This is a genomic window from Providencia sp. AGC89 (assembly GCF_053543535.1).
In genome coordinates, this window is the sequence record NZ_JBIXLP010000068.1 from 94972 (window position 1) to 115551 (window position 20580).

Genomic DNA, 20580 nt, shown 5'->3' on the forward strand with positions numbered 1-20580 from the left:
GTTAATTTTTTATGTAATTAGCTAATATATAAAGAATTAACTCTATTACTCAGGAACCTAAAGAGGTAAGGCGGAGATAAATGATGAAATAAAAGAATAAAAAATGGAATGAAAAAGCAAAAAATGAAATGAAATGAAACATTGCACCTCAGTTGTTCATTGTTGTTTTACACAGCTAAGTAAATAAACAATGTGTTTATTCCCTGTATGTTTGCAGACCATACCGTTCCTTGGGCTCGTAAGTTATCATCGCTGGTTTGTTCTAGGTGTACATTAACTTAGTTAGTTGGTATATGAAATGACATCAATGACTTCCTATCAATTAAGGTAAAGGAGCAATATCATTTTATAAAAAGAGCGACTATCTTCCCAATATTGTCCCTATTGTTACTTTTTCAGTGAATATAAAAAACCGTCATGAGTATGTTATTGTTCTCATAACGGTTTAAGATGAAAACAGTATAATTAGCGATGTAAAATACTGAGAAATTCTTCTTTACTCGACGTTAAAGATAATGCATTAGCAATAAACTCATCACTGAAAATCAATGCAATCTCTTTGAGTACATCAATATGCTCCCTTGATTTAGCAATCACACCGATGGCAATGAACATCACATTGGTTCTATCCCAAATCACCCCATCAGGGAATTGAAAAATTTCCACTCCCGTATGTAAGATGATGTCATTCGCTGATTTAGGTAAATGTGGCAGAGTGATACCATTGCCTAAAAAAGTCGAGATTTGCTGCTCTCTTTCAGTTAGAAAATGGACACAGTCCCTATCTACGTAGCCTTTATTTTTAAACTCGGTACCTACCATCTTTAATACTTCAGCTTTATTTCTGGCCTGACACCCTAAATGCAGATTATTTGTGGTCAGTTGTTCAATCATATCTAACCCTCTTTTAAGTTAACTAGGTACATTCGTATCATGAATGGTTAACAACTACATTGATGACAACTCTTCTTCTAACTGCTCTAACGATTTATTCGATGTTTCAGGAAGTAGTTTCACCACAAAGACAATTGCTAAGTAGTTTATTACCGCGAAAATTAAGAATACAGGTCCTAAACCAAGTTCGGCTTGCAATACAGGGAACAAGTAACTCACGATCGCATTCATAATCCACATAAAGAACACAGAAATCCCCATCGATAACCCACGGATTTTTAATGGGAATAACTCGGCTAATACCACCCAAGTTAAAAAGCCCATTGTCCCTTGCATCACACCAACAAATACCGCACCAAGTAACCAGATCAACGTTGCTTTAATATCCCCAGTTAAGAAATAATCCGTTGCTGCGATTAATAAATGTAACGATGCCATTAAAGCAAAACCACCGACAATTAATGTCTTGCGCTTAAATCGGTCAACTAAGAACAGTACCCCGATAACCATTCCCCCAACAGAGAACACACCATTTAATACGTTAAAAACCAAAGAAGTTTGTTCAGAAAAACCAGCCGTTTTCAGTATTTCTGTACCATAGTACATAATTACGTTAACCCCTGTGGTTTGCTGTAAAGCAGCCCATACCATCCCAATCAAAACTAATTTAAAAATCCAAGGGGTATTGAAAATTAAAGCTAGATTTTGTTTTTTTCCATTTGGGTTTTTCTTTGCTTCTGCGGCTTCAACATCTAACAATGTGACAATATCTTCATATTCCTGAATAGCACGTTTTTCTGGGCGAATTTGTTTTAAAATGTTCAATGCTTCTTCACGACGATTTTTACTCATCAACCAACGCGGGCTTTCCGGAGCTTTCCACATACCAAAAAGTAAGCATAAAGCAGGTACAGCTTGCACTAACAACATATAACGCCAAACGTCTGGTAAATGCCCCCAAATAGAACCAATAATCGCATTAATCGCAAAGGCAGCAAGTTGACCTATCACAATTGCCACTTCGTTTAACCCGGTGAGTTTGCCTCGCATTTCTGTAGGCGCAACCTCTGAAATAAATGTTGGTGCAGTGACTGATGCACCACCAACAGCAAAACCGAGAATAAATCGAGCTACAAGGAGAATTTCAATATTCGGTGCAGCGGCAGATAAAAAAGCGCCAAATAGGAAAAGAAACGAAAGGTAAAGTAAATAGGTGCGTCGCCCGATAAAATCAGCCACTCGCCCGCCGCAAACACTTCCAAGTGCGGCACCAACCAACAAGACACTCATCACAAGGCCTTCAGTGGTCGGTGTTAACCCCATGTTTTCTTTCAGTGAGGAAAATGCCCCGTTGATTACACCAGTATCATAACCAAAAAGTAACCCACCAAAGGTTGCTACCAAGGTGATTTGGTGCAACCTTTTTCTCTGTTGTTCATTGAGATTCATTATTAATGACATATTATTACCTTATTATTTGAATCATTATGTCTACCAAAAAAGCAAATTTTCAGTATTTAAATAAATTCTTTACATGTTAAGTATTAAATAATGAAAAATTTTTGGCGCTCTTATTGAATCACTACTTGCAAGCTTCAAGACTATTTTATAAATCAAAATTCATAAATAAAAACAAACACTTAGATTGAATTTAAAAATTAAACAGTAAAATAGCCACAAATTTTATAGAAGCATTACTGCTTGTAGGGTATTTAATTAATACGTAAGACAAATATTAATGTATATATTTATTAAATAATCGGATGAATATATCTGAATTCTATTGCGGGCGAAAAATCATTTTTTCGTCCGCATATTAATAATCAATTAAAATATAATTTAAAAATATAAATTAGAGTTTAACTTCTTTTCCTGTTTTTAATGATTCAAGTGCTTTGTCTGCAAGATATAATGCAAACTCACCATCGGTACCTGTGGTTTCTGATTCAGCACGTCCAGCTAAAATATCAACAAAATGTTCCCATTCAGCTTTGTATGCCTCATGATAGCGTTGTAAGAAGAAATATTCGGGTTTAGCAGACAAACAACCGACTTCGCTTAATAACGCAACGCTATTTTCTTTTATATTCCCAGCTGTCAGCAGCCCCTTCTCACCATGCAGTTCAATGCGCTGGTCATAACCATACCCTGAGCGGCGGCTATTCGATATGGTCGCCATGGCCCCTGAAGGGAACTTCAAAATAATGAATGCGGTATCGATATCACCCGCAAGGCCAATCGCAGGGTCTACTACATTACTTCCTTGGGCAAATACAGAGCAAGGTTCTTCACCAATCATAAAGCGCGCCATATCAAAGTCATGAATCGTCATATCTCTGAACATACCACCGGAGACTTTGACATACTCTGCTGGTGGCGGTGACGGGTCTCTAGATGTAATAATTAAAGACTCAGCTTTACCAATCGCCCCTTGCTGGAATAAATTTTTGAGATGGCGAAATTGCGGGTCATAACGGCGATTAAAACCAATAAACAATGGGACATTATGTTGTTTAACACTTTTAAGGCATTGTCTTACTCGTTCAAGATCGAGATGAACTGGCTTCTCACAAAAAATGACTTTTTTATGTTGAGCCGCTAACTCAATTAAATCAGCATGTGTATCTGTGGCAGAAGCAATTAAAACGCCATGCACATTTGGGTCTTGCATCGCTTCTTCTGTGGTTTGTACTTTAGCTTGGTACTTTTCAGCCAACGCAGATGCATTAGCTTGGTACGGATCAATAACAGAATAAAGTGCGGTTTCTTTATGGCCGGCAATATTAACAGCATGAACCTGTCCAATACGTCCTGCGCCGAATAGTGCTATGTTGAACATTCAAATGCTCCTTGATACCTTAAATCCACTATTTGGATATTACGAAATATACCAAATAAAACATTCATTTCAATTTATAATTTTTTGGAAATTATGTTTTTGGGCTCTAGGTAACAAATGTTGCATTAAAGTGTATTTTTAGTGTTATTTAGATCACAAAATAATAATGTAACTCATCACTATCTGACAATAAAGTATGTACTTTACTGCAACTTTATTTTCTGTTTCTGTTTTATTAATTCCGACTAACTTAAATTTAAAACATACATTTCAACAAAAAGAAAATTAAACTATTAAAACCATAAAAAAACCCAGCAAACGCTGGGTTTAAAAATACACATGACGACAACTCATAAACACAATAAGTGAAATCCTTGCGGATATTCACAATAATACCCGACGAAATGAGGCCTACACCATCACTCAAAATAAAACACCTCCTCAATGGCATAACACCATCGAGTTATTTTGATGATACGTAAACCACCAATAACGCGTTAATTAATAAAGCCGTACCTTATGTTCAACTTTATGTTTAATTTCCTCAGCCGCCGCAACAATTTCAGGCTTTTTAGCAACTTGAGCTGTTCCTGTACGCCACCACGCTTCATAACCATTAGTCATGGTTTTTGGAAGCACTTTAATATCAATCAATACACAACCTGAATGCGTTTTAGCATCCTCCAAAGCAGAGATCAGCTGAGCTTCATCATGAACTCGATAACTTTTACAACCATAGCTTTCTGCATTTTTAGCGAAATCCACTTTCACTAATGGCCCATCCAGTAGGCCTGTTTGTGGATTGCGTTGGCGATTTTCAGTCCCAAAACTCCCCATGCCTTGGCTCATTTGTAAATTATTGATGCAACCAAAGCCCGCATTATCAAATAATAAAATAGTGATTTTAATATTTTCTTGAATTGCCGTTTGCAACTCACTGTGTAGCATTAAATAGGAGCCATCCCCGACCATGGCATATACAGGTTGTTCTGGAGCCGCAATTTTCGCGCCAACAGCCGCAGCAATTTCATACCCCATACATGAATAACCATATTCTAGATGGTAAGTATCCCGCTGCTTTGGTAGCCAAATACGCTGTAAGTCCCCCGGTAATGACCCCGCTGCCCCCACAATAATCGCGTCACTCTCCATGTGCTGCTGCATCAAACCTAGAACCCGAGTTTGCGCAAGTTCAGTGCCGAGTGTTTTACTGTATTCTTCAAGTTTATCATCAAGGTGGCCTGCAATTTCTGGGATAAAATCCAACGGCCGATACTGAATGCTAAACAACCGGTCTAATTCGTTCTTCCATTGTTGCTTCGCCAGTTGAATTTCATGTCCCCATTGGGCCTGATAGCCTGACCCCTTCATTTTTGCATCAAGAGCTTGCAAAGCTTCTTTTGAATCTGCTACCACTTTTAATGCATCTAACTTACTGGCATCGAATTCAGCAACGTTAATATTTAAAAACCGCACACCTTCCTTACTAAACAATGACTTAGATGCCGTGGTAAAATCAGTAAAACGAGTCCCAACACCAATAACCAAATCAGCTTCTTTTGCAAGTAAGTTTGCCGCAAGCCCACCTGTCGTGCCTATTCCCCCTACATTTAAAGGATGGTTGGCAACAACAGCACTTTTACCCGCTTGAGTTTCACCAAACGGAATACCGTAAGCCTCCGCAAATTGAACGAAATCATTATGTGCTTCTGAATAACGCACACCACCACCACATATCAGAAGCGGCTTTTGCTTACTTTGAATAAGATGAGCGGCTTCCTCTAGACTTACACTTGTTGGCGGCCGGCGTTCAATGCGATGAATTCGCTTTTCAAAGAAGTAATCAGGGTATTCCCATGCTTCCCCTTGAACATCCTGAGGTAAGCAAATGGTAACGGCCCCCGTATCAGCAGGGTCAGTTAATACACGCATTGCATTAATCATCGCTGCCATTAGCTGTTCAGGCCGCGAAATCCGGTCCCAATAACGAGATACAGGGCGGAAACAATCATTCGTGCTGATTGTCCCATCACCATATTGTTCGACTTGCTGCAAAACAGGGTCTGGTTGACGAGTGGCGAAGGTGTCTCCTGGTAGTAATAACAACGGAATACGGTTGGCTGTGGCTGTTGCCGCCGCCGTTACCATATTAGCTGCCCCCGGCCCTACCGAAGAAGTCACTGCAAAAATTTGTTTCCGTTTTTTCTGTTTGGCAAAGCCAGTCGCAATATGCGCCATACCTTGCTCATTACAACCTTGATAAACTCGCAGATGTCCAGGCGCTTCTTCAAGCGCCTGACCCAAACCGACAACGTTACCATGGCCAAAAATCGTAAATATTCCCTGAATAAACGGATACTGCTCACCATCGACATCAACATATTGTTGGTTAAGAAACTTTACCAATGCTTGGGCTGTAGTCATTTTCTGCTTATTCATATGGGTCTCCATTTATTCCATGGTTGGCATTGTGAAACTACTTTCATGATGTTCTAAACGTACGCTAGCAGGCCAACGACTAGTCACTGTTTTCATGCGAGTATAGAATCGAACACCATCATTTCCATGAACATTGAGAGGCCCAAAAATTGAACGTTTCCAACCACCAAAACTGTGGAAAGCCATTGGTACTGGGATTGGGATATTAATTCCGACCATTCCAGCTTGAACATTTTCTTGGAACTCACGGGCTGTTTCACCATCACGTGTAAAAATTGCGGTTCCATTGCCGTATTCGTGTTGGTTAATTAGTTTCAACCCTGTTTCAAAATCAGGTACTCGTACAACAGCTAATACAGGCCCAAAAATTTCTTCTTTATAAATATCCATTTCAGGAGTCACATTATCAAATAATGTTGGCCCAACAAAATAACCCTTTTCAAAACCCGTTACTTTGAAATCACGACCATCAACCAATAATGTCGCCCCTTGTTTTTCACCACTCGCAATATAGTCGCAGATTTTCGCTTTATGCTGTGCTGAGATTACTGGCCCCATATCATTTTCTTTGCCATCTGTAATACCGGGTCCCACGGTCATTTTGGCTATCTGAGCTTTCAAATTAGCAATTAATGTATCCGCCGTTTCATCCCCTACGGCTAATACAACAGAAAGTGCCATACAACGCTCACCCGCAGCCCCAAATGCAGCGCCCATTATTGCATTCGTAGCCTGCCCCATATCCGCATCAGGCATTAAAATACAATGGTTTTTTGCTCCACCTAACGCTTGGCAACGCTTACCATGCTGAGACGCTGTGGTATAAATATATTCGGCAATCGGAGTTGAACCAACAAAGCTTACCGCTTGAACTTCTGGTGCAGTTAGCAGCGTATCAACAGATTCTTTATCCCCTTGAACGACGTTAAATACACCGTCAGGTAAACCAGCTTGCTTTAACAATTTAGCCAATTCAAGAGCCAAAGACGGGTCTTTCTCAGATGGTTTTAAAACAAAAGTATTACCGGTAGCAATCGCCACTGGGAACATCCACATCGGTACCATAGCAGGGAAGTTAAATGGGGTAATACCAGCACAAACACCTAGTGGTTGCATTAATGAATGACTGTCCACACCTGTGGCGACATTGGCCGAGTGTTCACCTTTTTGTAAGTGAGGAATGCCACAAGCAAATTCAACAACCTCTAGGCCTCGTGTAATCTCACCCACCGCATCAGAAAACACTTTACCGTGTTCTTTAGAAATAAGGCGCGCTAAATCATCCATGTTATCTTCAAGTAACGCTTTAAATTTAAATAAGATTCGAGAGCGCTTTAATGGCGAAAGTTTCGACCATTTTGGAAATGCTTTATGAGCAATCGCTATGGCGTGTTTCGTTTCATCAGCACTGCTTAATACCACCTGTGCAATTTGCTCGCCCGTTGCTGGGTTGAATACAGGTGCAAATCGACCGCTTTTGCTCAAAACTATTTCACCACCGATGAAATTATTAATCTGTTCCATGTTGCCTCTCTTTAACTGACAGGATTACGTTGTTACCCAATGTATATGAAATATTTGTTTCATTTGCAATGAAATTTGAAATAACATTCAATTTATGTGATCTAGACAAAGTTTTTATGAAATTTCTAATTCAAGATAGAAAATGCCATTTTAAAAAGTCTCCTAATCACTTATTTAATTAGGTATACACGTCTATTGCAGTGCAGACAGAAGCACTTACCAACTAGGCACAATAAGAAAAGCAATCAATGTAACTCATTCAATTTGCTAACCGAAATTCAAATTATTTTAGATATATAAAGATAGAGAATGTAGAAATATGAACTAACCGTTTCAAAATAATTCGACTAACCGTGCAAAACAACTACAATTAGAGCCAAATCATGGAGGTTATATGTCAAGTGCATCAAATTTAAATGAGTTTCAAGAGCAAGTTCGCTCTCGTTATGATGAGCTAAGTAAACGCTTGCAACAGGTGGCTAGGTACGTACTCGATAATACAAATAGTGTCGCATTTGATACCGTTGCCGTTATTGCAAAAGAAGCCAATGTTCCACCATCAACATTAATTCGTTTTGCAAATGCGTTTAATTTCAGTGGCTTTAATGAAATGAAACAATTGTTTCGTATGAACCTTGTTGAAGAAACAGCAAGCTACACTGATAGAGCAAGGCTATTTCGCGAAATGGATAGTGCTCAAGAATTGAGTGATGACCCTGCTCAAATTTTAAAAGAATTTGCTCACTCCAATGCACAAGCCTTGCAGCAAATGGCAGCTAGGACCTCTGCCGAAGATTTAGAAAAAGCAGTTTCATTATTAGCCAATGCACAAAATGTCTACATAATTGGCTTGCGTCGCTCATTTAGTGTCGCGACCTACCTCAGTTATGCATTAAGCCATTTGGAGTGCCGCCCTGTTCTGATAGATGGTCTTGGGGGAATGTTTAAAGAACAGATCAGTAAAATTAGTGAAAACGATGTGGTTATTTCAATTAGTTTCACCCCCTATGCATCAGAAACAGTAATGGTTAGTGAAAAAGCAGCACAGTCTGGTGCTAAACAAATCGTAATTACTGACAGCCAGATTAGCCCACTCGCCAGTTTTAGTGACGTTTGCTTTGTGATTAAAGAAGCGCAAGTGGATGCATTTCGTTCCCAGTCAGCAACGTTATGTTTAGCTCAATCATTGACAGTCGCCTTAGCCTACCGTCAAGGAAGTAAGTTAGTTTAACGCTACTTTGGCTCGAAAACTAAATACCTCCATTAGTTTAGAGCCCCTATTTGGCCGTTTCCATTACTAAATTGATTTCTCTTTGCTACATACCGTCGCTCAAGTGGGTTTACATAAATGATTTCTTTAATTTGTGAGTTTCATCAGAAAATACAAATTTCGACAACACATTAATATGAAATTATTATTTCATCCTGTTATGTTGGGAGCACATGAATTTCTGATTTAAAACCGATAATAAGGAACGACCATGTTAAATACACACTTTCTTTATTTACTGGGCCATCTTCGATTGCTTGAAGAGCAGCACTCTGTCACTTCTCTTCATCGCTCAGGGATTGGTTTAATCGGAACGTCCATTCATAATCAACCTTATATTCATGCAGTAAAATGCAGTGCTCATCATAGTGAGTTGGTATCTGTTTGTGATATCGCTCCCCCACTTCCCTCTATGTCTTATTTTATGTATCAAAAACAACAAATAGAGGCACTGGTCAATAACGATGACGTTGATTGCATCATCATGACAGCAGTCTGTAGTGATGAGCTATTGAAATTTACAATCAATGCCGCAATTGCAGCAGGAAAAGATATCTTACTCAATAATATCCCAAGCTTTAATGAAAAAGAGCTTGAAGAATTATTCATAAAAGCAATACGAAACGATGTTTTAATTGACTACAGTCAAGCACTCACTTTTGAGGACTCATTTAATCAAATAAAGCATGTCTTGCACACTCAAAACAAATTAGAAACAGGGTTATTACGCTTATCCGCTCACCGGGTCATTGAGCCAGAAAATAGGTTACCATTCAATATACTAAGAGGTACGATTACACAAAAAATTGAACTGTTATTAACCTTACTCCCTGATTTTTCATTTTCTACAGCGTCAATTCAGTTTTCACACCCTTTCGCAAAAATGGAAGATGGGGATGTGCTAATAATCAATTTGCGTCATAAAGGGGGGTTGTTAATTTCATTTGAGCTATTTTTTAATACGGGGAATATTTCAGACAAATTATCTCTAAAACAGTGCAATCAAAGTTATGAGGTTGAAAATAAAGTACTATTTAACCCACAAAGACAACAACTTAATGAAAAAAATACTATTTTTAAACAAATAGACCAATTCATTCTAAAACTGCACGGCGGTACTAAACTTACACAACCAGCTCATTGGGCACGTACTAATGAACTTACCAATGAAATATTAAAACAATTATACGATGAGGGGTTTATTTAAGTACGATAATGACAAATTAAGAGATACAGCAGCTCTGTTAACCTATTTTTTAACTTACAGAGTTAAGTTTTCCAACATTATCGTGTGGATACGTTTAACCAATTGATCATTAAGTTTTTTATTCAGCCAATACTAAACAATGTTAGTGTAGAGTACTGCGCATCCCGCTGTTAACATTCACTACGCCATATAAGAAAGAGGCTGGCTCAATATTGAATAAGTAGGCAAACTGAAATAATGAATCTACATCAATACAACTTTCACCGTTTTCGAAACGTCTCATTTCATCTTCAGTTACCCCAATTAAATTCGCAGTTTGTTTAACGGTCATTTTATGACTTTCTCGTTGATTACGAATTTTTATCCCCAACATCTTAGCGATACTGTCTTTACTCATAATACCCCCCTGGGTTACATACGTATAAGCTATCTAATTAAGCGACGCGTAAATTAACACCACTTTTCAATTTATAAATTGACTTAAAATAACTAAATTCCGATTAAACCAATCATTAAAAGACTATTTCTATCGAAGGAAAACACAATAAAAACATAACATTATGATATTATTATTTTTTATTATTTCATTGTTGCAGATAAGATTCGATTGGTACTACATTACCCCCCCCAATGAAGAATGGGTTAATTTACTCACCTATCCCTAATCGTGAACAATGTATCTATCAGATTACAATAATATTTTAGCTTATTTTTTAAATTTGATGAAATAAACTCTATACATTTAATGTTATTTACTTATGGAAATCGTGACAATTTGTAGTTAAGCGTATCAATAAGTTTCCATACGGCTATTGTATAAAAAAAATAATATTTGTGGTTATAAAAAATAGCCCTATTTTTTATAACTAATCATCGTTTCAGCAACCCATTAAAGATAAACGGCTTATATTTTCATTATAAATCACAACAATCCAAGCTGGATCTGTTTTTTATATCAATCCATTTACAATCATCTCAAAAGGATTATCGGCATTTAGCAATAATAATATTAACTGTTCTTTATCTATTTCTATAGTTGTACGTTTATTTACTTTAAACTTAAATAGTTATTAATACATATTTAATGTTAAACTAACAACAAATAATTGTATTTCAGTCGGTAACAACAATACTTTTAGAAGAAAAACTTACTTAACTTCACATCTTTTTAATCAAACTGTCTGTAGACATGGTATTCTATTGCGAGCATCCATGAATTCTTATCTAGTATCATTGTCAGTATTAAGCATTATTTACTTTATTGATCTAGGTAATAGCAACTTGAAAGGATAATCATGCTACAAGAAAGCGTTATCAGGGAAATCATTCTCTGGATAGAACAAAATTTAGAATCTCGCCTATCCCTAGATACTGTTGCCGATAAATCAGGATACACTAAATGGCATTTTCAGCGCCTATTTAAAAACCAAACTGGCTTGGCACTTGGCTCGTATATCCGAGCAAGGCGCCTTTCCTGTTCAGCGGTAGCATTACGATTAACTAACGACAGCATTATGGATATCTCACTGAGATACCGATTTGATTCGCAACAAACATTTTGTCGCGCTTTCAAAAAGCAATTTAACCTTACCCCTTCTGAATATAGAAAGCGCAAAGGTTGGAAGGTCGATGGGTTCTGTCTGCCACTTCGTGAAAATAAAGAACTTCAATTCCAAGTCAGACTTACTCAATTGCCCGCAATAAATTTACTTGGTATTAAGCATCGATATACCAAGGATATAAATGGTTGGAACCTTAAAACCGATGAATTACGCAGACAATATTGGAAAAAATTTCTTGATAAAAACCAATATGTGACGCAGCACCTATATGCTATTCATGGTGTAGACTTGAGCTCTAATGAAGAAGGGACTTTCTTATATATTACTGCATTAGATGAAAAAGATGTTGATATCACCCCACCACAAGCAACAAACTTTCAACTACCGAGTGGAAATTATTTGGAAATTAAATTAGATGGTAGTCTGCAGGGGATTGATTACAACGATATTATCTATACTGCTTATGGTAAAGTTCTAGCTGAAATGGATATTGTCCGTGGAACTGGTTCGGATATAGAAATGTATGTTTTAAACTCCAAACCTACTTACGAAGCATTTATAAATAACCCCCATCACTACATCCAAGAATTGAATTATTATATTCCAGTGCTTGTTTAACTACTCACAAACAACCCGCATTACTCTGCGGGTTGTTTGCAAATTTAATTGAAATTAAAAGGTCACATTAACTTTTGCCCAAAAAGTTCTTCCTGGCTCATTAACAGGCTGGTTTGATGAATAACCAAATCCACTGTTACCCGCTAAATTCAAATGCTCGCTATATGTTTTATCAAATAGATTATCAACCCCTGCACTTAATTTCATATTTTGATTGACAACATACGCTGTATTTAATGAGAAAATAGTGAAACCCGCACTCTGACTAAAATCTTTTCCAACAACATTACCATCATTAATCGCAACACGGTTTTGACGACTCACAACACGTAATAGACCAGTTGTTGTCCAATCCCCTTTTTCCCATGACAACCCTAAACGCCCTTCTAATGGGGGCATTTGTGGCAATGCTTTACCATCTGTACGGTTTTCTCCCCATGAATAAGCGAGACTCGCATCTGCTTTCCATTCATCATTCAGTTTTTGGGCAATACCGAGCTCCCCGCCCATAATAAGCGCATTTACATTTTCTATCTGGCTCATGCGTGGGTTTGTTGGGCTATAACGAAACAAAATAAAATCATCCACATGACCAATATATGCAGAAACCCATGCATTTGTATTTTCATGTGCATATTTAGCTCCAATATCTAACTGGGTTGTTTTTTCAGTTTTCACCTTATCAAATACATTATTGGTACCATCCGGTCCCAGTTTAGGTGAAAATAACTCCCAATAATCTGGGAAACGCTCGGTATATCCTACACCGGCATACAGCATAACAGGGGTATCAGATAACGAATGTTCATAACGAGCAAAGCCTGCTGGCATTACTGTATTACGCCCAGAAGCCCCTATACCTGTATTATTATCAACGATCACACGGTCTAACCGTGCTCCACTGACCATTTTGCCTTGTGTGGTTGCATGCCAAGTCAACTCACTAAATACCCCATAGTCTTGGAATTGAGCATCCTTTTTCCAACTATTATTCTGATTTTTTCGGTGCTTATTTGTTTGCATATCTGCACCGCTACGTAGCTCATAGTCAGTCCATAACCATGTGCCCATAACACGCCCACCCATGGTTTCACGGTCAACTCGCATTTTCATTGGCATATTCATCATGCCATGACCGCCATGTCCCATATGCCCCATTCCCCCACCTGAAGGTGAACGCAAAGAGTAATTATCCATAATATGATCAGCGTAATTGTAATAAACATTCGCTTCAACCTTATCAAGAACATCACCAATATTGCTCTTTTCAAAGCGCAAACCTAAACTTTCCCGTTTAAATTGAGAACCATCCATCCCTCTTCCAGCATAACGGGCCTCCCCGTCACCTTTCCCTGCGGTTAATTCTAATAAAGTATACTCATCTGGCGTCCAACCCACTGCGACATCAGCATTCCATTTATCCCATTTAGAGGGCACTTTATGCCCATTACCATCTTTATAATCATTAGAACGGGATTTATTACCAATGACTCGAATGTAACCTACTTCATTACCTAAACTGATATCAGCATTACCATCCCAGCGGTTATTTGATGCAGTTAATGCACTTGCATTCCCTTTTATACCAGCTTCAGTAAACAAAGGTTTTTCTCGTTCAAAACGGATCGTGCCAGCAGAATTCCCTGGTCCCCATAAAACGGTTTGTGGACCTTTAATCATATTAAGAACATCGAAGTTTTCTGGCGAAATATAGGATGTTGGAGCATCCATACGGGAAGGACAGGCGCCTAACATTTCACTATCGTTAGTTAAAATACGTAAACGTGAGCCAAACATCCCGCGAAAAACAGGGTCGCCATTTGTCCCACCATTACGAATTTGCGAAAAACCAGGGATAGTTTTTAGGTAATCTGAACCATCACTTGCGGGAACTGGCTGCCTTGGGGTTTTAGGCGATGTAGTGATAGTTAATGGAGAATCAACAGGTGCAGTAACAATCATCACTGAGCTATCTGTAATGAGACTCTGATTAGCCTCATTTTTAGCTGCTGTAGATTCGCTAATAACCGCACTAACCACCAACGCTGCAACGGGGGCAATTTTAAAAAATTGAGTATTCATTTGCTACCTATGTATCGATATCAACACTAATATTTCTGTTATTCACCTTTGTGTCTAAAAATTTGCAACAGGAATACCAATCCTGAAAATAGTAAAAATTCAAGATGATGAAAAACCTTCTGTGCAAAAAAACACAAAATAACAGTCTGAAAAATAATTAATTTTTAGATAAGCATAGGAATTGAGGAGGGGCTCTAGCTAAATGTAATGACCATGGCCTATACAGCCAAAATTGAATACAACGCTCAAAGGGGATAAAAATTGCCAGGGTTGCCAGTTGACGGATTACCGCAGCAACAAACAGAATTAGAAATGGGAAATGAATCAATAACTGGCAGTAACCACAGGCTATGTCTTCCATAGGCGACTGACCAACCCCTGTCATTAACATATGATTCATGGGTACCGATAGCTCACAATTTTCAGGCATTACTTCCCCCTGATGCTTATGCATCAAAGGCGCAGCCGTCTCACTATGTGCTTCTGTGCAAGCGGTTGCATGTTCCATTGATTTTGAAACCAAAGGAGCAATAAACAGCATTGCGACAGCAAGTAAAGCAAGATAAGCAGCTAACTGTCTGATAAAAGGACGCAGGTGCAACGTTTTTCCGTTATTTTCAATACCCATTTTTATAGGGCGAAAGTGTATCTTATTTGGATGCCTAATGTTATTGATTTTCACCATTAATGTTAAATCGCACAGCAATTTTGTACTATTTGTACAGTGAAAGGAGGCTTTTCGCTTTTATACAACTGTTTGTTTTAGGATTTACCTATCCTATTGGCATCATTTGTTGGATGAATATTATTTGAAAGCGGTAAATGAAAACTAGCAGATAGAAAAGACATGATTGCAATCATAAAATAATAAGTAAAAATATAAATAAGTTACCTTTAATATAATTAAAAGCTAAAACCATATTAAAATAATGATTATTAGCTTTCTTTAATAAGCAACTGAAATTAGAAAAAACTGAAGTGAACGATAAGAAATGAATGTTATACAGACTTTCGCCTGTATAACATTATCAAGAAGGATATTACTTACCTGTCGGCGTCCCTTTCTTTTCATGTACCATCATCAAAGCCTGCTCAACACTGCGCTCGATAATCGGCCGACGCTGATCATTTTCAGGTAATAATTTTAACATCATTTGCCAAGCTGAAATTGCCTCTGCATAGCGCTCTTGTTCAAATGCATTGAAAGCAAAAATGCTCAGCGCTTTCACATTCGTGCGATCTTTAGCAATTAATTTTTTGAGCAATTCAGCACCTTGGCGGTTATCTTCAGGGTCAGACGAGCGAGTAAGAACCTCGGCATACCCTATAATGACGTTTTCATCTTTAGGCGCAAGACGATAAGCTCTGCCATAAGCATCTGTCGCCATGGTCGCATTATTGAGTACCATGCCAATTCGCCCTAACATCACCCATGCCTCGATATTTTGAGGGTCTTCTTGTAAACGTGTCCGTAAGCCTAAAGCTAAGTGTTCCATTTCCGCATTGTTCAACGGGGGCTCAGAAGGGTCTAATGCTCTATCTAGTAAAGCTGGGGCTTGTTGGTAAGCATTATTCCAATCCGTGACTTTAGCGTAACTACCCACTTGATAATAGGCGCCGCCAGCTACACCTAAAGCAATCACTAACCCTGGAAGGTAAACCCAATTACTGGCACGGGAGGCTTCTGGTAATACGCCATCATTACCCAGTTCCACCTGCTTGATACGCACCCGTTTTCTCGAACGGGCAAAAATAATCCATCCCCCCAATGCGATGGCGGCAAAAGGTAAGCCCCATAACATCATGGTGAGTGGCGTTAATGGCGGGTTATAAGTCACAAAATAACCATAGCGGGCAACCATGTAATCAACAATCTCGTCCCGGCTTTTACCTTCTTTCATCAACTCATACACTTTTTGACGTAAGTCCAGCGCAATCATTGAGTTAGAGTCCGCAATACTGTTATTTTGGCACTTTGGACACCGTAATTCTTCCGTTAACTTGCGAAATTGTTGTTCCTGCTGTTCGCTATCAAAAGTAAACACTTCAGTAGCCGCATATGTGACTGTTGAGCTGAGTACTAACATGAATAAACCGAGTAAATACCTCATTGGTTCGCCTCCTGATTATAGCGTTCCCAAAGGGGTTTAAACTCTTTTTCCCAAACACGTTCGTCCATTGCCCCTGCATGGCGATAGCGGATCACACCATTGCCATCGATTAAAAAGGTTTCTGGTGCGCCATAGACACCGAGATCAAGGCCCAACATCCCCTCCCCATCAAATAAACTCAGTGCATAAGGGTTACCAAGCTCTCGCAGCCACACAATCGCTTTATCACGCTTATCTTTATAGTTTAGCCCCACAACCCGTACACCTTGTGCAGACAGTTTATTGAGATACTGATGTTCTGCACGACAAGTCGGGCACCATGTCGCCCATACATTAAGTAAAATCGGTTGCCCCTGTGTTAATACATCAGATTCATAATGTTTCCCGGGGTTTTCTAATGATTCGAGCCTAAATACAGGAACAGGTTTACCAATTAGAGCAGATTCAAGTAAACGAGGATCATCCCCCTCCGCATTACGCATTAGCTGCCATAATAAGACGGCGGCTATCCCTGCAAAGATAATAAAAGGGATTAAAAAGACTTTGCGATTCATGCCGTTTCCCTCTGTAATTTACGACGACGGTAGCGTGGGTCAAACATGCAAAACAACGCACCAACTGCCATCAATACACCACCTGACCAAATCCAGCGTACAAAGGGTTTATAATACAAGCGCATGCTCCATGTACTTTTTGATATTTCTTCCCCCAAAGCTGCGTATAAATCACGGGTAAAACCACCATCAATAGCCGCTTCTGTCATTACAGCACGACTAACGTTATAAAAACGTTTTTCAGGCATCAAAATACTAACCACTTTGCCTTTTTCTGTTACAGAGATGCTACCTATAACGCCTTGATAATTAGGACCATCGGCTTCTCTGACGCCATTAAACGTAAAGGTGTAAGCCCGAATATTAATGCTATCCCCTGGCTTCATTTTGACATCGCGCTCAACACTGTAGTTTTGGCTGAAGGCTATCCCAACTATCGTGACGGCTAAGCCTAAATGCGCCAAAACCATGCCCCAATAACTCGGCGTTAGTTTGATTTTTTTGCTTATACGAACTTTCATTTCAGCAAAAGCTAAAATTGCAATCCAGCACGCCATCATCAAGCCAACAACGGTTAACGCCTCAATACGATCTTCCATTAATAGCGGTAAAACAAATGACAACACTAATGTCATTATCGTTGCAATAATAAGCATTTTTTTGATAGCAGCAGGGCGATCTCGCCCCCAGCGTACTAACGGCCCAATCCCCAATAGCAAGGCAAACGGCACCATCAAGGCGATAAACATAGTATTAAAGAACGGCTCACCAATCGAAATCGTCCCCAAACCAATTTGTTTATGCACTAAAGGTAATAATGTCCCTAATAAAACAACCAACATTGCTGCCGTTAAAATAACGTTATTCCCTAATAGCATGGACTCACGTGACCACAATGCGTTGTTGACCCTTGAACGAACCTTATGCCCCCTTAATGCGAACACTAATAAAGAGCCACCGACCACCAGTACCATGAAGGCAAGGATAAATAGTCCTCGGGATGGGTCTGAGGCAAAGGCGTGTACAGAAACTAGAACCCCAGAACGCACTAAAAATGTGCCAAGCAAGCACAAGGAAAAAGCAAAAATCGACAATAATAATGACCATGCTTTAAATGTGGCTCGCTGCTCAGTGACAGATAATGAGTGGATCAGAGCTGTCCCCACTAGCCATGGCATGAATGAGGCATTCTCAACTGGGTCCCAGAACCACCAGCCGCCCCAACCTAATTCATAGTAGGCCCAAGCCGAACCTAGCATAATGCCAAGGGTTAAAAAGAACCATGCCGCCATCGTCCATGGGCGTGCAAAGCGAGTGAAAGAGCTATCTAAACGCCCGCTAAGCAATGCCGCAATGGCAAAGGCAAATGCCACAGAGAAACCAACATACCCCATATACAACAATGGAGGGTGAAAAATTAGCCCAGGGTCTTGTAATAACGGGTTGAGGTCTCGCCCTTCAATCGGGAAAGCCGGCAACGTACGTGAAAATGGGTTTGAGGTGAAGATAATAAATAACAAAAAGCCAACACTGACCATCCCCATTACCGCGAGTACTCTAGCCACAATATCAAGTGGCATACGATAACTTCCTATTGCTACGGCAAAAGTCCAACCGCTCATCAACAATACCCATAGCAATAAAGAACCTTCATGAGCCCCCCATGTTGCGGCTATGCGGTACCAAATGGGTAATTGTGTGTTGGAGTTATTAGCAACATAAGTCACAGAGAAGTCGTTAACAATAAAGGCATTGACTAATACTAAAAATGCCCCTGTGACACATAAGAAAAGTAACCATGCTAATGGACGAGATGATGACATTAAGCGTGCGTCATTACGTGCCACTCCCCATAAAGGGTAAAACGACAGTAAAACCGCAATACCTAATGCTAAGCAAAGCAGAATGCTACCAATTTCAGGGATCATGATGCATTGTCCTTATAGGCAGCTGCTGGCCTGCGGTGATTTTCTTGCATCGCTTTTTCAACTTCTGGTGGGGTGTAGTTTTCATCGTGTTTCGCCAAGACTTCTTTGGCTAAAACATGGTTGTTCGCTTGTAATTCGCCTTGAACAACAACCCCCTGCCCTTCTTTAAATAAATCGGGCAAAATACCGTCATAGCTCACATCTACCTCACCTTCAGCATCATAAACCGTAAAGGTGATTTTTAATGAGTTTGGGTTTGAGTCATCGCGTACAACACTGCCTGGCATTACCATTCCACCCACACGTAAACGCTGCCCAACCTCTGGAATTTGATGGGTTTCCCGTTTACCATAAATAATTTCACCGGGTGTATAGAAGAGGTCAATACTGGAGCGTAGCGCATATAGGATCAACGCCAATGTTAAACCGACACCGACAAGTATGGAACAAATTAACCAAAGCCGGTTACGACGACGAATATTCACATCCCCTCCCTACGCGCTCTTGCCGCTTTTTGCCTTACTTCACGAGCTTGCTGTTTAAGAATTGCGTTTATAATCATTTTTCTTTGAAAAAATGTATGCAAACAGAGTAACAGAATCGGTATTAAGGTTAGCGCAACAGCCAGCCATACATAAAAACCATAGCCCCCCATCGCAAAAAAATCACTCCAAGATGCAAATGCGGATGTCATGACTTGCGGCCTCCCTTATTAACTATGTCTAATACCCATGGGCGATTGCGTTCTAGAATCAATAATTGATTACGTAAACGAATTAATGTCAAAGAAATAAATAAAAATAAGTAACCCAAGATAGCTAAACGGAGTGGTGTGCGCATTGCAGGGTTAATACTTTCTTGCATACGAGTAGAAGGCTGATGCAGAGTTTGCCACCATTCAACAGAGTAATGAATGATAGGTAAATTTATCACCCCGATTAACACTAAAATAGCCGCTGCTTTGCCCGCCATACGACGATCATCAAACGCATGCCATAAAGCAATAATCCCCACATATAGAAAAAGTAAAATCAGCTCTGAGGTTAAACGTGCATCCCATACCCACCACGCGCCCCACATTGGTTTACCCCATGTTGCACCTGTCACTAATGCAATAAACGTAAACACTGCTCCTATGGGAGCCATTGCTGCTATGGCCAATTCCGACACTTTCATTTGCCAAACTAAACCCACAAAGGCCGTGATCGCCATGGCTGCGTAAATCCCCATTGACCACATTGCAGCTGGAACATGGATATACATAATGCGATAACTTTCACTTTGAACTTTATCTGTTGGTGCGAAACCAAAACCCCAAATCCAACCGACAGCTAAACAGACTACACTCAATATAATAAACCACGGTACTAGACGGCCGCATAACCGGTAAAGGTTGACTGGAATGGCAAGTTGATGAAGCTTTTTCCACATAGTTTAGTTACCTTGATTTTTTATATTGTTAGTAAATTCTGCATAACAGCACATCATACAATACACGTTAAAAAAGCAAATATATTGATTTAACACAAATATAACTTAGGCTGATCATACT

The 20580-nt window shown here is 39.3% G+C and carries 17 protein-coding genes; 3 read left to right on the plus strand and 14 right to left on the minus strand.

What is annotated here, in order from left to right:
- Positions 1-465 precede the first annotated feature (465 nt).
- The 5 genes from ACIPUA_RS14125 to ACIPUA_RS14145 all read right to left on the minus strand — a co-directional run bounded on the left by ACIPUA_RS14125 (position 466) and on the right by ACIPUA_RS14145 (position 7696).
- On the minus strand, positions 466-894 hold the full coding sequence (locus ACIPUA_RS14125; protein ID WP_042845189.1) for a PTS sugar transporter subunit IIA: 429 nt from the start codon (positions 892-894) through the stop codon (positions 466-468).
- Positions 895-948: 54 nt separating this feature from the next.
- The gene (locus ACIPUA_RS14130) at positions 949-2355 is read right to left on the minus strand and encodes a sugar porter family MFS transporter (RefSeq protein ID WP_042845190.1); all 1407 of its coding nucleotides are present in this window, start codon (positions 2353-2355) and stop codon (positions 949-951) included.
- A gap of 391 nt (positions 2356-2746) precedes the next feature.
- Entirely contained in the window at positions 2747-3733 is a 987-nt protein-coding gene (iolG, locus tag ACIPUA_RS14135) for an inositol 2-dehydrogenase (RefSeq protein ID WP_042845192.1), read from the minus strand.
- Positions 3734-4234: 501 nt separating this feature from the next.
- Entirely contained in the window at positions 4235-6172 is a 1938-nt protein-coding gene (gene iolD / locus ACIPUA_RS14140) for a 3D-(3,5/4)-trihydroxycyclohexane-1,2-dione acylhydrolase (decyclizing) (protein WP_449059800.1), read from the minus strand.
- Between the two features lie 12 nt (positions 6173-6184).
- Positions 6185-7696, minus strand: a complete 1512-nt coding sequence (locus ACIPUA_RS14145; RefSeq protein WP_042845196.1) for a CoA-acylating methylmalonate-semialdehyde dehydrogenase — start codon at positions 7694-7696, stop codon at positions 6185-6187.
- 394 nt (positions 7697-8090) lie between these two features.
- Here ACIPUA_RS14145 and ACIPUA_RS14150 point away from each other — a divergent pair, with 394 nt between their 5' ends.
- Together ACIPUA_RS14150 and ACIPUA_RS14155 are read left to right on the plus strand one after the other, a co-directional pair.
- Positions 8091-8927 carry a MurR/RpiR family transcriptional regulator gene (locus ACIPUA_RS14150; protein ID WP_042845197.1) on the plus strand — a complete coding sequence of 279 codons (837 nt, stop codon included), beginning with the start codon at positions 8091-8093 and terminating at the stop codon, positions 8925-8927.
- Positions 8928-9177: 250 nt separating this feature from the next.
- Complete coding sequence (locus tag ACIPUA_RS14155; RefSeq protein WP_042845198.1) at positions 9178-10173, plus strand: hypothetical protein; 996 nt, start codon at positions 9178-9180, stop codon at positions 10171-10173.
- Positions 10174-10315: 142 nt separating this feature from the next.
- Here the strand turns inward: ACIPUA_RS14155 and ACIPUA_RS14160 are convergent, their stop codons facing one another.
- On the minus strand, positions 10316-10570 hold the full coding sequence (locus ACIPUA_RS14160) for a helix-turn-helix domain-containing protein (protein ID WP_042845200.1): 255 nt from the start codon (positions 10568-10570) through the stop codon (positions 10316-10318).
- Between the two features lie 898 nt (positions 10571-11468).
- Between ACIPUA_RS14160 and ACIPUA_RS14165 the strand changes: the two genes are divergently transcribed.
- Positions 11469-12353, plus strand: coding sequence for a helix-turn-helix domain-containing protein (locus tag ACIPUA_RS14165; protein ID WP_042845201.1), 885 nt, complete (start codon positions 11469-11471; stop codon positions 12351-12353).
- Between the two features lie 54 nt (positions 12354-12407).
- Here ACIPUA_RS14165 and ACIPUA_RS14170 read toward each other — a convergent pair whose 3' ends face one another.
- From ACIPUA_RS14170 to ACIPUA_RS14205, 8 genes are all read right to left on the minus strand, one after another.
- Complete coding sequence (locus ACIPUA_RS14170) at positions 12408-14435, minus strand: TonB-dependent copper receptor (RefSeq protein ID WP_042845202.1); 2028 nt, start codon at positions 14433-14435, stop codon at positions 12408-12410.
- Between the two features lie 157 nt (positions 14436-14592).
- Positions 14593-15036 carry a DUF2946 domain-containing protein gene (locus tag ACIPUA_RS14175; RefSeq protein ID WP_042845422.1) on the minus strand — a complete coding sequence of 148 codons (444 nt, stop codon included), beginning with the start codon at positions 15034-15036 and terminating at the stop codon, positions 14593-14595.
- 439 nt (positions 15037-15475) lie between these two features.
- Complete coding sequence (locus ACIPUA_RS14180; protein WP_449059801.1) at positions 15476-16546, minus strand: cytochrome c-type biogenesis protein CcmH; 1071 nt, start codon at positions 16544-16546, stop codon at positions 15476-15478.
- Positions 16543-17100, minus strand: coding sequence for a thiol:disulfide interchange protein DsbE (gene dsbE / locus ACIPUA_RS14185; protein ID WP_042845205.1), 558 nt, complete (start codon positions 17098-17100; stop codon positions 16543-16545). Before dsbE ends, ACIPUA_RS14180 begins: the two co-directional genes overlap by 4 nt.
- A complete protein-coding gene (locus ACIPUA_RS14190) occupies positions 17097-19028 on the minus strand; it encodes a heme lyase CcmF/NrfE family subunit (protein ID WP_042845207.1) in 1932 nt (643 codons plus the stop codon). Before ACIPUA_RS14190 ends, dsbE begins: the two co-directional genes overlap by 4 nt.
- A complete protein-coding gene (gene ccmE / locus ACIPUA_RS14195; protein ID WP_042845209.1) occupies positions 19025-19513 on the minus strand; it encodes a cytochrome c maturation protein CcmE in 489 nt (162 codons plus the stop codon). Before ccmE ends, ACIPUA_RS14190 begins: the two co-directional genes overlap by 4 nt.
- Entirely contained in the window at positions 19510-19722 is a 213-nt protein-coding gene (gene ccmD, locus ACIPUA_RS14200) for a heme exporter protein CcmD (RefSeq protein ID WP_048607973.1), read from the minus strand. Before ccmD ends, ccmE begins: the two co-directional genes overlap by 4 nt.
- Positions 19719-20459 carry a heme ABC transporter permease gene (locus ACIPUA_RS14205; protein WP_042845213.1) on the minus strand — a complete coding sequence of 247 codons (741 nt, stop codon included), beginning with the start codon at positions 20457-20459 and terminating at the stop codon, positions 19719-19721. The genes ccmD and ACIPUA_RS14205 overlap by 4 nt, the downstream gene beginning before the upstream one ends.
- Positions 20460-20580 lie beyond the last annotated feature (121 nt).